Below are 15,613 nucleotides of genomic sequence, written 5' to 3'. Positions count from 1 at the left end.
GCACAGCAGCACCCTGCCGCCCACCCAGGAGTCGCCGTGACCGACCGCCACCCCGGCCCCGACGGCCGGCCCGTCCCCGCCCCGGAGGCGGTGTACGACAGGATCCGGCAGGAGGTTGCCGATCGTTCCGACCGCCTGTGGGACACCGCCCTGACGCTCCACCGCGACCCCGAGCCGGCCTACGAGGAGCACCGGGCGGCCCGGCTGCTGACGGCGGAGCTGGCGCGGGACGGCTTCCGGGTCGAGCGGGGTGCGGCCGGCCTGCCCACCGCGTTCACCGCGTGCGCCGGCAGCGGCGAAGGGCCCCGGGTGGCCCTGCTGCTGGAGTACGACGCGCTGCCGGGGCTCGGCCACGCCTGCGGGCACAACCTGATCGCCGCGGCCGGCCTGGGCGCGGCCCTCGCCGTGCGGGGCGCGCTCGGAGGCCCGCAGGGCTCGATCCTGGCGGTCGGCACGCCCGCGGAGGAGCGGGGCGGCGGCAAGGTCGCGCTCGTGGAAGCGGGGGTGTTCGACGGGGTGGACGCGGCCTTGATGGTGCACCCGGGCGTCCACGACTGGTCGTGGGCGCCCCTGACGGCCAGCGCGCAGATCAGGGTGGGCTTCCACGGCCGCGCCGCCCACCCGACGGGCAACCCGACGGAGGGCATCGACGCCCTGGGCGCGCTCGTCCAGCTCTTCAACACGCTGGGCGTGCTGCACCGCCGGCTGCCGCCCGGCTCCCACGTCCAGGGCATCGTCACCGACGGCGGACGCGCCACCAACATCGTCCCCGAGTACGCCGAGGGGCTGTTCGGGCTCCGCGGCGCGACCACGGCCGCTCTGGAGGCGCTCGCCGGCGAACTTCAGCGGTGCGCCGAAGGCGTGGCCGCGGCCACCGGGACCACGGCCACCGTGGAGCGGGCAGGGGCGCGGTACGAGCACTTCCGCGACAACCCCGTCCTCACCGCCCGGTTCACCGGGCACCTGGCACGGGCCGGGATCCGCCTGACGGAACCGGAGGCCGGCGTGTACCTGGGCTCGTCCGACATCGGCAACGTGAGCACGCGTGTGCCGGCCATCCACCCGTTCCTCGCCATCATGGACGCGGCGGACGGCTCCGACCACACCCCCCGGTTCGCCGAGGCGGCCGCCTCTCCCCGCGGGCGCCGCGTCCTGCTCGCGGCGGCGGAAGCCCTCGCCTGCACGGCGGCGGACGTGCTGCTGTGCCCGGAGGCCGGCGCGCAGGCGTGGGCGGCCCTGCGGGAGCGCGCCGTGGCCGGCCTGTGAAGCACGACAGGTCGCCGGTGCGGTGCATGCGCGTACCGGCCCGCCCGTACGGGTCGGCGACGAAGCGCTAGGCGGTAAGGCCCGGCCCCCCCAGGTAGCCCCGGGCCGGCTACGCCCCCGCGACGTACACCTCGCCGGGCTCGCCCTCCGGCACCTCGGCCAGATCGGGCCCCGGCAGCCGTACGGCGGCCCCGGGCAGCCCGGTGCCGATCGGCCGATCGGCACCCGCGCCCCGGATAACGGCTGTCCGTCCCTCGACCTCGGCCTGTCCCCGGCGCTCACGATCCTCGCCGGGCTGCTCCAGGTAGTCACGATGCTGCCCACGATCGTCGTGTTCATCATCTGGTTCCACCGCGTACGCGAAGACGGCGCCTGGCGCGCCATGGCCGGCTGCACCGTGAAGCCCAGCGCGACGTTCCCGCTGACCGCGGACCTCGGGGGCGTGCACGGCCTCTTCTGGCCCACACCCGCCGCTCGGGCGTCATCGGCGGGGACGGGGCCTTACTCGTCAGCGTTCGCAAACCGAGGAAAGTGCCACAGGAAAGCACGTCTCCGCGTAGGCTGAGGGAATTACCGCAGGTGGATCGGGTGGTGCGCCCAGTGCGGTGGAGGTGCCATGGGTGGGGACCCGTACGTGTCGGCAACGGTTGGCGGCAGCGGGCGGACGAAGGTGCTCGATCCATACGGTGACGAGCCCCTGCTGACCCCCTCCATGACACGGGGCCGCGCTGCGATACCCGACGGTGAGCTGCAGCCGCTGGTGCGTTACCTCGAAGCGGTGGTCGCCGCCCGCCGCGCACCGGTGCACACCGCGGTCGCCTTCAACGCCGTGTACTTCGGGTTCAACCTCAACGGCGACGGCTACGGCGGCAGTCCGCTGCGCCTCGACGACTTCCCCGTCGTCACCCTCGGGGAGCGCACTCCCGTACTTCCCGTCGGTGCCATGGTGTGCGTGGCCACGGGATCGGACCCGCTCTATGCGGAGATCGTCTACCGTGAAGGCGCGCATCCGGAGGTCGGGCCGCTGGGGGACGTCCCGGCCTGGGTGTCCGGGGCGCCCGCGGGAGCCGAGGGCCCGGGCAGGCCGGCGAGCGGCCCCGCTCTGCGCCGCCGAGAGCTCCTGGTTCCGGATCTCGATGCCTTCGGCCCGGCCCTGCGCCTGTCACATGCCCAGCTCCACCGCTTGCGCACGCGCCGGCGCCGACTCAACCAGGACGGGCACGTCGTCGTCGACGTCACCCACCCGTCCCCGGAAGCCGCCCGGCGGGACGACTTGACGGCCTACGCGGACCACCTGCTGACCACGGGGCGCGAGCAGCTGCTCAGCCCCTTCGTACCCGTGTCCTTAGCCGAACTCGTGGGCGGTACGGGCGGGGACCTGCTGCGGGCGGGGCTGCTGGGGCTGCTCGACACGGTGCGGGCGGCTCTCCTGTCCAGCGCCTCGCTGCGTACCTGGGGCCACTACGCCGTGACCCGGCCCTCTCTGGCGGAGTGCTGGCGCGATACCGGCCCGCTGGGCGGCCACGACCTCAGGTCCCTCGCGGCCGCGGTGGAACACGCGGCCACGCCGGCGAAGCGGCGCCATGGCCTCAGTGCACCGGTCACGGTGTACACGGCGGTCGGACCGCGGCTGCGCCAGGTGCCCGGTGCCACGGAACTGCTGGAGGGAGTGGGGTACGCCTCGGCGGTGTGCCGGGCGAACCTGACGCTCGCCGACGTCGTCCGACGGGACAGCGAGAACGGCGTGTTCGAGAACGGCTGCCGGGTCACGCTCGACGACGCCTTCGAGAGCGGGGGCGTCTGGAGGTCGCACCATCCCGGCGGTGCCGAACCGCCGGATGACCCCCTGACCCCGTCTGGGCGCGGCTGGGCGTCGACGGTCTCCGCTCCGCCGGAGCAGGAAGCGGAAGCAGGGACGGAGCCGGAAGCGGACGTCGATCCGGTCGATCAGCCCCTCGCCGACGACGCCGACCTCGGCCCCTGCGAACTCCTGCGCAACGACGCCGAGGGGGTCGCGTGGCGGTCGCCCGTGCGGCTGGCCCACCTGATGGACGGCTGGTTCCCCTTACACCCGTACGTCCTGCGCGGACTCCGCCGCTCGCACGGCCAGCGGATCAGGGCACGTCTCGAACTCGACCACGCCGGCCGGACCACGAACGCACACCAGGCGATACAAGGCGTCACCGCCCAACTCGGCGAAACACCGGGCCGGCTGGCGGGCATCGCCTGGCCCGGCGACTTCTTCCCCGGCCTCTTCCTCGAACTGTTCTGGCCCCGCGGCGGAACGGTGATCCGCGCGGCCACAACGCAGCTCAAGGAGACGCTGGAAGTCGGCGACCGTGTGATCGGGCACTGCTACGACCCCCGTGTGCTCACCAGAGAGGACGCCCCGGGCAGCGACCGCCACGGCGACAGCGCGGTCGGTCTCGGCCCGCGACAGCTCGTGATGCGCACCGTGCGCCGCTGCGGGCTGCTGACCCCGGACGGCCATGCCCTGCTGGACCGCTCCGTCCTGCCGAGCGCAGCCTACGGGCGCCCGCCCGCACGGGCGCAGGAACTCGCGCTGGAGGCGGCGGTCGTCGAACTCCTGGCGGAGCGCCGCCTGGAGTCCGCCCTCGGCAGCCGGGACGGCTGGGGCCAGCCGCACTATCCGGCCCGCGGGGGGCAGCCCGTCATCCTCCTGATCGCCTACCGCCCTTTACGGCGCCGGGTGATACGTCCGTGGGGCGACATGGAACCGGACAGCGCCGGGCAGCTCCCCCTCCAGCTCGTCGCCGGCCACCTGCGGCGCCTGCGCCCGGGCTGCTCACCCAGCGCGGCACAGCGGGCGGCCTTCCGCGACCACTGCCGCAGGCTCGGCAAGGCGGACGGCTGGGAACTGCCCTACGGCTACACCTTCGTCACCGAACACATGCGCGGCCGCTGAGCCGCGCCTCCATGCCCCACCCGCCCCGCCACCTCCCTCTCCTTCGGCTCGGAGCCGCGTGAGCCGATCCCACACCCACACCACCAGCCGCAGAAACGGAGCAGGCGTACATGCACGACCGCTACCACGTCATAACGGGGCCGCCGCTGTCCCCGCCCACCGTCTCAGCCGAGGCCCTGCAAGGACTGGCCTCCGCGCTCAACGCCCTGGAGGACCCGGTCGGCGCCGCCGTGAACGAGCTCACGGCCGACATGGTGGAACTCGCCTTCAACTCCCTGCCGCCCACACACCGGCAGGCATTGCTCGGCAACCTGGGCATCCGCATGGCAGCCCCAAGGCGCGCGGGCAGGGCGCTGTGCCAGGACGTCCTCTCACGGCTGCGGCGCGACGCCCGGCAGCACAAGTGCCGCTGCGGCATCAGCGACCTCACGGCCACTGTGATGAACCAGATCGGCGAGGCCGTCTTCGCACAGGGCGGCAACGGCAAGACCGTCTCCGATCCCGTCGCGCGATGGGGCGCGACGCTGATCCGGACCACGGTGTTCGCCTGGTGCAACGCCTCCGTCTTCCATGCGCACGTCCTCGCCTGGGCGGCCGACCGGGACTGGTTCACGGAGGCGGCCGACGAGGAGCAGCCGGTACGCCTGGCCGCCGTAACCGACGCAGCCCGGTCCGTCCGGGCGGCGTACCCGGACCTGGAGCGCCTGTGGAAGGGCTTCGAAGGGTCGTCCGCAGGTGACTCCGAGAGTGCCATGCCGGCCGTGCCGGAGCCCGGCGCCCCCCGCGGTGTGCCCGCGGCCGCGGGCGACGAGGCCGGGGACACGCGGGTCGGCGGCGCGGAGGGGCCGGACCTGGAGGCGGCCTGCCGAGAGGTGGAGTCGGCCCTCGCGGCGGCCCGGCAGGCCGCGGGGAACGCGACCGGTGCGGTGTCGGACGGCCGCCCTCCGCACGACGAGGACCTTGCCGCGCTGGGCGCGCTCGGCGCCGCCTTCGACAGCGCCGGCGCGGTGTTCCGGGCAGCGGGGATCACCGGGGTGCCCCGTCGTCTGGAGGACATGGCGCAGGCCGCACGCGAGCACCGGACAGCACGCGAGCACGAGCGCGAAGCGCGGGAGGCGCTGCGGGAGCTGCTCGGCGTCGCCGCCCTGCCGGACAGCACCCCCGCCGCCCTCGCGGCCGAGACCGTGCGTGCCGAGACCCGCCGTCTGCTCGACGCAGCGCTGTGGGAACAGCCGCAGCGGCAGGAGGCCGCCGCCCTCGCCGACCTGGCACGGCTGCTCCGCCAGGGGCGGCAGGCCTACGAGGCGGCGGAGATCCTGGCCTTACAGGACCGCGTGGTGCAGGTGCTGCCCGGCTGTGCCATGGCGGTGCTCGTCGCCGACCACCTGGTCCTGGCCCGGCCGGAGGCGGCCGCAGAGCCGCCGGCGCCGAAGGGACAGCCGACGGTGGGCACCACCGGAGGCGCCGCCGGGGCGGCCGACGAGCCCCCCGCTGCCGACACGACGGCCGACCCTGTCGAGCCGGTCGCCGAGCAGACGGACGCCCCGGCCGCGGCGCCGGCGGACCGCGCCTTCGAGGGGCGCCGGCCCCGCGCCGTCCACGCATCCGAAGCGCCCGTCGCGAAGCCGGAGGCTGACCCGGCCGGCACCGACCACACGCCGATCGCGCCGGCCGCCCATGAGCCGACGGCATCCGCCGTCTCTGAGACCATGCCCCTGCCTGCCGGACCCGCGCCGCACGACAGCGACGCCCTGTCGGCCGAGCCGGCCCCGCAGGAGCCCGTCCCCGCCCCCGCCGCCGACGAGGCGAACGCTGACGAGGCGGCCACGGAAAGCGTCCTGACGCAGCTGGTCGTGGAACGGCGCTTCGGACTGGCCCACCATGTGGCGGGCGCGGCCGGCCACCCCGAGCCGCAGGTCGTGGCGCTGCGCCTGGCCGGCGCCGCCGGGCTGCTGACGCCCGCTGACAGCCAGGGCGCCCGGCTGACCGCCGACCTGCTCCAGCAGTACGGCGGGTATGCCGGCCGGGACGCGGAGGGCAGCGAGCTCGTCCTCCTGCCCGCCCTGCTGCGCACGGCGCTGATCACCGGGGACCACATGGCAGGCGCCCAGCTGAAGGCCCTGGCGCCCCGGCTGCCGGAAAGGCTTGCGGAGGCCGCGACCGCCGTCGCCGACCGCGCCCTCAGCGGGGCCCTCATGACGGCCTCGCCGCTGGCGGTCAGCGCCGACGTCTCCGGAGCGGAGGCCCGGCTGCAGGAGCTGCTGGAGCAGTGCCGTACCCACCTTCTGCCGCCTCGGCTCCGCTTCGCACGGGCGACGGAGATCGCCAAGCGGTGGCTGGCCGACGACGGGCTCCTCGGATCCATGCTGGGCACGGTCGCCGCCGACGACCGCGACGGGGCGGCCCGGGTCCGCGAGCAGGCCGAGCGCCTGTCGAAGCTGCCCGACATCAACAACGAGATCGACCGTATGGACCGCAAACACCGTTCGCCCAGCGGCAAGCCCCTCCAGGGCTCCGGACGGCAGGACCTGGTGCACCTCGTGGAGCGGGTCGCCGCCCTGGCGAAGGAGTGGTGCCTGGTGGTCGACACCATCCGCCGGGGTGACCGCTCCGACGGCAACAGGGCCGTCAAGGAGATCTCCTCGCTGCGCCGGTCCCTGCTGGACGGCCGAGACGCGGCACTGGGCGAACTGCTGCAACTGGCCCAAAGCTCCGGTGCCGTCAACGGCGCGACCGCCTGGGCGGCCCACGCGTCGATGGAGGAGCTGTTCGATCTGCTGGCCGGCAAGACAGCGGCCGCACCTGCCGAGAACCCGGTGGACCCGGAACTCGTACTGGACGTGGAACTGCTCAAGGTGTGCGACCGCGTCGACGAACGCCCGCCGCTCGCCCGGCTGCTCACAGCGGTCGAACGGAGCTGGCAGGACGCCCTCGCCGAGCGGCTCGCCCACGACGCGTTCGCCGCGGCGCGGACGCTCGTCGAGCTGGCGGGGCGGGGGCTGCTGCCCGCACCGCAGCCCGGGGCGCTCCCCCTGCCCGCGGTGGCCGAGATCGACGCCCGGGCGGCGTCCCGACGCGCGGAGCTGCGTGAGAAGCACCGGGAACTCGTCGCCGAACTGCACCGCGCCCAGGCCGACGGCGCCGTCACCGACGACCAGGACCTGAGCCTCCAGGAGCTCCTCGCCGACGCCATCCGGCGGCTCGACGACTCCCACACCTACGACCTCGTGGCCGTACGGCGCTCCCTCGACACGGTACGGGACGCCCTGCCCGACTTCCGGAAGCAGGCCGCCGACCGGATCCGCGCCCGCCTTGACGCCCTGGACCCCAGCAAGGAGCTGCGCGCACAGGTCCTCAGGCACCTGGACACCGGGGGCCTGGCCACGGCAGCGGACCTCGTCTACTTCCTGGAGATCGGCGAGGAGGTCCCGGAGATCGATGCCGGCGAGTCCCACCTGACGGACTTCTTCCCGGCCGTGCCCGACGGCCTGCCCAAGGGCATCGACTGGACCCTCGTCGACCTCGTGCGGTCCGGCGGCACGCATGCGGACATCCCCGTCCTCGACTACAGCGCACTCTCCACCGACGAGGCGGCCCTGGCCGCGGATGCCCTTGAGGAGTGGCGGGCACTGGGCGCCACCGAGCCGAAGGACCGGCTGGAAGTGTCCGCCCGAAGGCAGCTGCTCCCGGCCCTGAAGCTCCTCGGCTACGACGCCAAGAGCGCCAAGCCGCTGGACGAAAGGTCGCACCGCCGACGCGAGTACCGTTTGTTCGAAGCGACCGAGGTGGAGATCAACGGACGGGCGAAGGCGCCCGCGTTCGGCTCGCAGATCCGCGAGCAGGGCGGCACCCTGCGCGTGCTGCTGGTCTGGGGCCGCCCGCCCGCAAAGGTCGTCATGAGCCTGGCGGAAAGCGACACGAGCGGAAAGAGCCTCCTCGTCGCCTACTTCGGCACCCTGAGCCGCGGGGCCCGTGTCGAACTCGCCGCCGGCTCCAGCCGGCTGCAGCCGATGATGGTCGTGGACGACGCCGCCCTGGCCTACCTCGCGGCGCGCGGCAACCGCCAGGTCAGCACCGCCACCCAGACCCTGCTGCCGTTCTCCGGCGTCAACCCCTACATCAGGGAGAAGCGCGGCCGGATCGGCGGCGAGATGTTCTACGGCCGCGACGCCGAACGCAAGAGCGTCCTCGACCCGCTGGGCACGCAGGTCATCTTCGGCGGCCGCGGGCTCGGCAAGTCCGCCCTCCTCAGCGATGCGGGGGAGCGCTTCGAAGGGCAGCGCCCCGGCTACCAGCTGGCGGTGTACGTGAACCTCGACCAGGAGAACATCGGCAAGGGCAGCTCACTGGGGCTCGGGGCGCTGTGGAGCGTCCTCGACCGGGAGCTCAGGAAGGCCGAGGTCTTGGGTGGGCAGCAGGGACGCAAGTCCGTCAAGGACATCTCCGAACGGGTGCGCGCCGGAATCGGCGCCTGGCTCGACGGGGACTCCCGCCGCCGTCTGCTGATCCTGCTCGACGAGTGCGACCAGTTCTTCGAGGCCGACGCCCCCCGCTTCGACCAGACCAAGAAGCTCAAGGGCCTCGGAACCGACACCAAGGACCGCGCCAAGGTCGTCTTCGCCGGCCTGCACTCCGTGCAGCGCTTCACGAAGCTCGCCAGCAACGGGCCGTTCAGCCATCTCGCCCAGACTCCGAAGGTGATCGGCCCGCTCGCGCCCCAGTCCGCCGCCGAACTGCTGGTCGACCCGATGCGGGCGCTCGGCTTCGAGTTCCAGGACATGGACCTCGTCAACCGCGTGCTCGGCTACTGCTCCTACCAGCCGTTCCTGCTCCAGATGTTCGGCCACCGGCTGGTGGAGGTCATGCACCGCAAGCGGATGCGACGCGGAGCCGAAGGACCTCCGTACGCGGTTGAGATCGGCGACATCGAGGTCGTGGAGTCGGACACCGGGCTGCGGGACAGCATCTCGGCGGCGTTCAAGGACACCCTGAGCCTCGACCACCGCTACGACGTGATCGCCAACGTCCTGGCTTACCACGCGCGCCACCGGGGCCTGGAGGTACGGTTGAGCGACGCCGAGCTGCGCGAGGAGTGCGAGACCTTCTGGCGCAAGGGCTTCGAGCAGCTCGACACCGAGGGCTTCCGCGCCTACCTCTCCGAAATGGTGGGCCTCGGCGTCCTCGCGCCCAACCACGACGGCCAGGGCTGGCACCTGCGCGGCCCGAACGCCCTCCGCATGATCGGCACCTCCCATGAGGTGGACGCCCGTCTGCTCAGGGCCGAGCAGGATTGCGAGCTGCAGGAGAGCATCGTCCAGGAGGGCCGCCCCGAGCTGCCCGACGGCCGACCGGCGCCGCTCACCATCATCCAGCTCGACGACCTGCTGGGGGAGCGGTCGAATCAGACGAGGGTCGTGCTCGGCACCGCCGCGACCGGAGTCGCGGACGTCGGTGACACCCTCCGTGCGATCGCCGGACGCATCGCCGACTGGACCCTGCCGGCCGTCGGCAAGCCCAGTGTCTACAAGCAGGAGCTGACGGGCGGCCGCCCCCGGGAGCGGCGGGTCGTCATCAGCGACTTCGCCCGCTACCCGGACGCCCGCCCAGAGGCCCCCCGGCAGGCCGTCGACCAGGCCGAGACGATGCTGCCCACCACACCCGGCGTGACGCGCGCCGTGGTCATCGTGACCGACCCCAACCAGCTCGGACTGTGGCGCCCCCTGCTGACCGGCACCGAACCCACCTCGGCCGCCCCCGTCGTGCTGCGCCGGCACGACCGCCGAAGCCTGCGCGGGTGGGCCCAGCGCGTGGAGGAGTTCCACACGGAGGACCGCCTGGACCGACTCCACGAACTCACCGGAGGCTGGCCGATCCTGGTCGACAGGGCGCACCGTCTCCACGGCGAACTCGGCGACCCGGACGCAGCCCTGCACCGCCTGGCCGGCCTGCGCCGGGACCGGGCCGCCGCCCGGGCCTTCGCCGAGGCGGCCGGGGTGTTCGCGGACCCATTGCTCGCGACTGGCTACCGGGCCCTCGCAGAGGAATTCAAGGAGACCTCGTTCGACCTGGAGAGCGCGGTGACCGCCGTGGCGTTCCGGATCGAGGACGAGGACGAGGCCCGCTGGATCGTCACCTGCCTCGATGCCCTCCAGGTCCTTGACCGGGAGGAGAACCACCTGCTGCGCCTGGAGCCGCTGCTCCGGGAGTGCGTGGCGCTGCTGGACTGACACCGGTTCACGGCCTCGCCCCCACCGGCCGCTCGGCGGGGGCGAGGCCGAGCTCTGCCCGGACGCGCCCTGATGATTCGCCGTACCCGCGGATGCCGCTCACGGGAGGCAGCTGCAGGGGCGTTCAGGTCTGGGCGATGCGAAGGGAAGCGCAGCCTCGGGACCGATCCCGGTGCCCGGCCGGCCGCGGCCCTGCCGAGCCGTCGCCGGCCGTTCATGGCGGCCTCGCCTCCCGGCGGGGCCGGGGCCGGGGTGTGCCCGTCGGCGGCGGGCTGGCGAACCGGGTGATCACGGGCCCGGCCACGGCGAGCAGCAGCACGTATGCGGCCACCAGGGCGCTGAGCCGGTCCTGGCGCATCCCCAGGAGGCCGACGATGACGAGGGAGAACTCGCCGCGGGCGATGAGCGCGGTGCCGGCCCGCAGCCGTCCCCTGGATCCGGCTCCGTCGCGCCGGGCGGCGTACCAGCCGGAGGCCACCTTGGTCAGGGCGGTCACCAGCGCCAGGAGCAGGGCGGCCGGCAGGACCGGCAGCAGGGAGCCGGGGTGTACGGACAGGCCGATCGCGAGGAAGAACACGGCGGCGAACAGGTCGCGCAGCGGGCTGAGGACCTCCCGCGCCCGCTCGGCGGTCCGGCCGGTCAGGGAGAGTCCGACGAGGAAGGCCCCGACGGCGGCGGACACGTGGACGGCTTCGGCGAGGGCCGCGACGATGAGCGTGACGCCGAGGACGCGCAGGAGGAGCTGCTCTGCGTCGGGATGTCCCAGGAGCCGTCCCAGGTGGTGTCCCCACCAGTACGAGACGGTGAATGCGGCGAGCACCGCTGCGAGGGCGAGCAGCACTCCCAGCAGCGCCTGCCGCCAGGTGCCCCCGGCTGCGAGGACGGCGAGGAGCGGCAGGTACGCGGCCATCGCGAAGTCCTCCAGCACCAGCACCGACAGCACGGCCGGGGTCTCCCGGTTGCCCATGCGCCGCAGGTCGGTGAGGAGGCGGGCGATGATGCCGGAGGAGGAGATGTAGGTGACGCCGGCGAGCCCGAGGATGCCGGCGGCGTCCAGTCCGAGCAGCCATCCCGCCACCGCGCCGGGCGCCGCGTTCAGCACGAGGTCGACCAGCGCGGAGGGCAGGTGGCGGTGCAGGCTCACGGTGAACTCGGGGACGGTGAACTCGACCCCGAGGACCAGGAGCAGCAGCACGACTCCGATGCCCGCCCCCGCCTGTACGAACGCACCGGCTGCGGGGACGGGCGCGATGCCGCCTTCGCCCAGGGCGAGTCCGGCGAGGAGGTACAGCGGGACGGGGGACAGCGCGTAGCGCCGCGCCAGGGCCCCGAGCAGGCTCAGCGCGGTCAGGATGATCCCCAGTTCCAGCAGCAGGGCGATGGAGATCTTCATCCGCTCAGCCCTGGACGATCTGCTTCACCGCGTTGATTCCGTCGTGGGTTCCGATCACCACCAGGACGTCCCCGGCGCGCAGGACGTGCGCCGGCCCGGGCGAGGGGACGACCTCCTCACCGCGGACGACCGCCACGATCGACGCGCCGGTCCGCGTACGCGCCCTCGTCTCTCCCAGCGGGCGGCCGCTGAACGGCGACCCGGCGCGGACCTCGATCTGTCCGGCGATGAGCCCGGGCACCTCCTTGGTCAGGTCGGCGAACCGCTCCGCGATGCGCGGGGCGCCCAGGATCTCGGCGAGGGTGTCGGCCTCCTCCTCGGTCAGCCGGAGCACCGCCCGTGCTTCGTCGGGGTCGGCACCCCCGTAGACCACGAGTTCGAAGTCGCCCGAGCGGCGGGCCACCACGCCGATCCGGTCGCCGTCGCTGTTGGCGAACTCGTAGCGCAGCCCGACCCCGGGCAGCAGCACTTCGTTGACGTCCATGCCCCTCACCCCGTCCGTCGGCGATGTCCAGGTATTCGGCAGGTGGCGGCGGGCACTGGAGGGCCGGCGTCCGCCGTACGCCCGGACGGGCCCGCGCGGGCGGCTGCCGGGCAGCCCGCGGACCGGGGTGAACGGCGGTGCCCTGCGGCGGCCGGTCGTTGCTCACACGGGCGTGCCGGCTGCCGCCGGGACCACCGCGATGGGGGAGTGGGCGTGGTGGAGCACGGCCTGGCTCACCGAGCCCAGCAGCAGTCCGGTGAATCCGCCGCGCCCTCGGGCGCCGACGACGAGCAGCTGGGCCGTGCGGCTGGCTTCGATCAGCGCCTCGCGGCTGCCCTGCCGCACCGTCCGGCGTTCGACGCGCACGTCCGGGTGCCGTTCCTGCATGCCGGCGAGGGCTGCGGACAGGACGGTCGCCTCGCGTTGGGCGAGCGCGCCGGGTACGCCGGCGTACGGCAGGGCCGGGTCGACGGGAGGGGGCATCTGGGTGTTCCAGGAGGTGAAGGCGTGCAGGGCGAGCAGGTCGGCTCCGCGTAGCGCCGCTTCGGCGAAGGCGAACTCGATCGCCCGTTCCCCGGCCGGTGATCCGTCAACGCCGAGGACGATGGGCCCCGCGGTGTCGCCGGCGGCCCTCACCACGAGGGTGGGGCAGTGGCCGCGGGCGGCCAGGTGCACCGCGGTCGAGCCCACGAGCAGGCCGACGAGGCCGCCCATGTCCCGGGAGCCGATCACCGTCAGCTGCGCGGTGCGGGACTGGGCCTGGAGCACCGTCAGCGGTTCGCCGGTGACGATCGCGGAGGTGACCTCGACGTCGGGGGCCACCGTCCTGGCGTGCTCCTCGGCCTCGGCCACCAGGTGCCGGGCCATGTTGCGCAGGCCTCCCTCCGGAGGGCCCAGCGGCGACGGTCCCAGGGGTACGTGCATCGCCGGCCAGATGAAGGCGTGGACCAGGTGCAGCTGCGCGCCGCGCCACCGGGCTTCCCGCGTCCCGGCCTCGACGGCGGCGAGGCTTGAGGCGGAGCCGTCGATGCCGACCACGACCCGGGCGGTCACCGCGGGCTCCCCGGGTGGGCGGAGCAGGGGACGTGCGCCTTCGGCGGGGCCGGTGGGACGGGGGCCGGCCGGGCCGCCCGGGTCGTTGTCATGACGGCTCCTGGGTGTGCGGGTTGCCGGTGCCGGTGCCGGTGCCGGTGCCGGTGCCGGTGGCGGTGGGCTGCGGGTCGGGGTCGGTGGGCGGCCGGCCCCGGGTGGCGATCAGGGACCAGGCGATGGAGACGGTGATGGTCACGGCGATGACACCGAGGGTGAGGGGGATGGGGAGCTTGCCGACGGGGGTCTCGGAGAGGATGAGCTTGACGCCGGCGAAGCCGAGGAGGACCGCGAGGCCGTAGTGGAGGTAGGCGAAGCGGCGCAGGAGCCCGGCGAGGCAGAAGTACAGGCTGCGGAGTCCGAGGACGGCGAAGGCGTTGGCGGTCCACACCAGGAAGGTGTTGGTGGTGATCGCCAGGACGGCGGCGACGGAGTCGACCGCGAAGATGAGGTCGGTGGCCTCCACGGCGACCAGGACCACGAACAGCAGGGTCGCGACGCGTTTGCCGCTCTTGCGGATGAAGAACCTGTCGCCGTGGAACCGCGGGTCGGTGGGGATGAGCTTCCTGACGAGGCGGACGACGGGGTTGCGGTCGGGGTGGACTTCCTCGTCCTTGGAGACGGCCATCTTCCAGCCGGTCCAGATCAGGAACGCACCGAAGAGGTAGGCCGTCCAGAAGAACATCTCCAGGAGTTCGGCGCCGACGAAGATGAACACCAGCCGGGCGGCGAGGGCCCCGAGGACGCCCCAGAAGAGGACCTTGTGCTGGTAGGCGTCGGGGACGGCGAAGAAGGAGAAGACCAGCGCGAAGACGAAGACGTTGTCGATCGACAGGGCCTTCTCGATCAGGTAGCCGGCGTAGTAGGTGGAGGACACCTCCCCGCCCTGCCAGGCCCAGAGGATGAGGCCGAAGCCGAGGCCGATGGCGATCCAGACGCCGCTCCAGACCGCCGCCTCCTTGAAGCCGATGACGTGGTTGTCGCGGTGGGCGACGAGGTCGACGGCGAGCATCACCAGGATGCCGGCGGTGACCGCCGCCCACACCCACAGCGGGACGGCGAACGACAGGTCGTTCATCGCGGGACGTCTCCTCTCCGGGCGCGCAGCGGGTCGCCGGCGGGGTGCGCAGGAGGCGGCGGCGTCCGCAGGGGGTTCCACAGGGCCGGGGCGACGGCGTGGACGCGGGGGCCGCCGCGCAGGGCCGCGGCTTCGATCAGGGTGAAGGCGTCGAGCCCGTGCGGGCCGCGGCGGGCCGCGACCAGGTCCCGGGCCCGGTGTCGGGCGGCGAGCGCGAGGAGTCCGGTCGCCGCCGCCAGGCGCGGGGCGGTTGCGGCGGGGAGGAGGAAGGCCTCGGGGATGTAGCCGAGGCGGAGGGGGCCGACCTTCGGCATGACCCGGGCGAGCACCGCCCGCACCGGCGCGGCGGCCGGTCCGAGGCCGGAGCGGCCGGTGTGCGGGGGCATCACGGCGATCAGCAGCAGGGGCGCACGGCGGGCCAGCGCGATCCGGGCGGCTGCTTCAGCCACCGCCACGTCGTCCATGCGGTCGGTGAGGACTCCGGCGACGGGCGGGGCCAGGCCGGCCCGCGCAAGACGCGGAACGCCGTGGTGGGCGGGGTGGTGGAGGTGTCGGGTCATGGTTGCGGCCCGCCTTCCTGAACGGGAGGAATCCCCTCCAGCGTCACTCCGCCAACGACATGCGTCAACCGTTACGCGAAAACTTTTTCGTCAATAAGGGTTCGCATGAAGGGATGGATATGCGAAGCCGAGTTCGTATGATGGAGTCCATGAAGAGCTCATCGGCGCGCGGCGACCAGTGGACGTTCCTGACCAACCACGCCCGGGTGCTCCTGTGGCTGGCCCGCGACCCCGAGGTGCGGCTGCGCGACGTCGCCGCCGGGATCGGCATCACCGAACGGTCGGTCCAGATCATCGTCGCCGACCTGGAAGCCGCCGGCTACCTCACGCGCACCCGGGTGGGACGCCGCAACCGCTACACCATCGATCCCAGCGTCTCCCTGCGCCACCCGCTGGAGGCCGACCACCCCGTCGGTGACCTCCTCGCCGCCTTCCTCCACCGCGAGGACACCCCCGACGGCGAGGGTGCCGCGCCGGAGGCGGCCGCGCCGGAGTCCGCCGCGAGGTCGTGACGGGGCGGCAGCTGCACACCCGAACATATGAAAACGAGACAACCTGCCGTTCGTCCCGAACGCGCGTAGACCTCTCCG

General features: G+C 73.5%; 10 protein-coding genes. 4 read left to right on the top strand and 6 right to left on the bottom strand.

Annotation, left to right across the window (positions count from 1 at the left end; all coding sequences use genetic code 11):
- Positions 1 to 36 precede the first annotated feature (36 nt).
- A complete protein-coding gene (locus tag ACZ462_RS21465) occupies positions 37 to 1,266 on the top strand; it encodes an amidohydrolase (protein ID WP_467802968.1) in 1,230 nt (409 codons plus the stop codon).
- Between the two features lie 109 nt (positions 1,267 to 1,375).
- On the opposite strand, the gene ACZ462_RS21460 is transcribed toward ACZ462_RS21465, so the two are convergent.
- Positions 1,376 to 1,714: a hypothetical protein gene (locus ACZ462_RS21460; protein ID WP_467802967.1), complete on the bottom strand. Its 339-nt coding sequence runs from the start codon at positions 1,712 to 1,714 to the stop codon at positions 1,376 to 1,378.
- A gap of 186 nt (positions 1,715 to 1,900) precedes the next feature.
- Here ACZ462_RS21460 and ACZ462_RS21455 point away from each other — a divergent pair, with 186 nt between their 5' ends.
- Both ACZ462_RS21455 and ACZ462_RS21450 read left to right on the top strand, forming a co-directional pair.
- Positions 1,901 to 4,192, top strand: coding sequence for a hypothetical protein (locus ACZ462_RS21455; protein ID WP_467802965.1), 2,292 nt, complete (start codon positions 1,901 to 1,903; stop codon positions 4,190 to 4,192).
- 110 nt (positions 4,193 to 4,302) lie between these two features.
- Positions 4,303 to 10,419, top strand: coding sequence for a DNA polymerase III subunit gamma/tau domain-containing protein (locus ACZ462_RS21450; protein WP_467802963.1), 6,117 nt, complete (start codon positions 4,303 to 4,305; stop codon positions 10,417 to 10,419).
- 214 nt (positions 10,420 to 10,633) lie between these two features.
- Here the strand turns inward: ACZ462_RS21450 and ACZ462_RS21445 are convergent, their stop codons facing one another.
- The 5 genes from ACZ462_RS21445 to ACZ462_RS21425 form a co-directional block, all read right to left on the bottom strand.
- A complete protein-coding gene (locus ACZ462_RS21445) occupies positions 10,634 to 11,812 on the bottom strand; it encodes a cation:proton antiporter (protein WP_467802962.1) in 1,179 nt (392 codons plus the stop codon).
- Positions 11,813 to 11,816: 4 nt separating this feature from the next.
- Positions 11,817 to 12,296, bottom strand: coding sequence for a cation:proton antiporter regulatory subunit (locus tag ACZ462_RS21440; RefSeq protein WP_467802960.1), 480 nt, complete (start codon positions 12,294 to 12,296; stop codon positions 11,817 to 11,819).
- A gap of 162 nt (positions 12,297 to 12,458) precedes the next feature.
- Complete coding sequence (locus ACZ462_RS21435) at positions 12,459 to 13,349, bottom strand: universal stress protein (protein WP_467802959.1); 891 nt, start codon at positions 13,347 to 13,349, stop codon at positions 12,459 to 12,461.
- Positions 13,350 to 13,437: 88 nt separating this feature from the next.
- The gene (locus ACZ462_RS21430; RefSeq protein WP_467802957.1) at positions 13,438 to 14,463 is read right to left on the bottom strand and encodes a TerC family protein; all 1,026 of its coding nucleotides are present in this window, start codon (positions 14,461 to 14,463) and stop codon (positions 13,438 to 13,440) included.
- On the bottom strand, positions 14,460 to 15,023 hold the full coding sequence (locus tag ACZ462_RS21425; protein WP_467802955.1) for a universal stress protein: 564 nt from the start codon (positions 15,021 to 15,023) through the stop codon (positions 14,460 to 14,462). Before ACZ462_RS21425 ends, ACZ462_RS21430 begins: the two co-directional genes overlap by 4 nt.
- 149 nt (positions 15,024 to 15,172) lie before the next feature.
- On the opposite strand from ACZ462_RS21425, the gene ACZ462_RS21420 reads away from it, so the two are divergent.
- On the top strand, positions 15,173 to 15,535 hold the full coding sequence (locus ACZ462_RS21420) for a helix-turn-helix transcriptional regulator (RefSeq protein WP_467802953.1): 363 nt from the start codon (positions 15,173 to 15,175) through the stop codon (positions 15,533 to 15,535).
- Positions 15,536 to 15,613: the final 78 nt, after the last annotated feature.

It is taken from the genome of Streptomyces sp. NPDC031121 (genome assembly GCF_055570615.1).
This window is presented reverse-complemented; position numbering and strand designations above follow the sequence as displayed.

Excerpts from the sequence above, each read along its gene's own strand:
- ACZ462_RS21445 (WP_467802962.1), bottom strand. The coding sequence starts at position 11,812 with ATGAAGATCTCCATCGCCCTGCTGCTGGAACTGGGGATCATCCTGACC.
- ACZ462_RS21450 (WP_467802963.1), top strand. The coding sequence starts at position 4,303 with ATGCACGACCGCTACCACGTCATAACGGGGCCGCCGCTGTCCCCGCCC.
- ACZ462_RS21420 (WP_467802953.1), top strand. The coding sequence starts at position 15,173 with ATGAAGAGCTCATCGGCGCGCGGCGACCAGTGGACGTTCCTGACCAAC.
- ACZ462_RS21440 (WP_467802960.1), bottom strand. The coding sequence starts at position 12,296 with ATGGACGTCAACGAAGTGCTGCTGCCCGGGGTCGGGCTGCGCTACGAG.
- ACZ462_RS21430 (WP_467802957.1), bottom strand. The coding sequence starts at position 14,463 with ATGAACGACCTGTCGTTCGCCGTCCCGCTGTGGGTGTGGGCGGCGGTC.
- ACZ462_RS21425 (WP_467802955.1), bottom strand. The coding sequence starts at position 15,023 with ATGACCCGACACCTCCACCACCCCGCCCACCACGGCGTTCCGCGTCTT.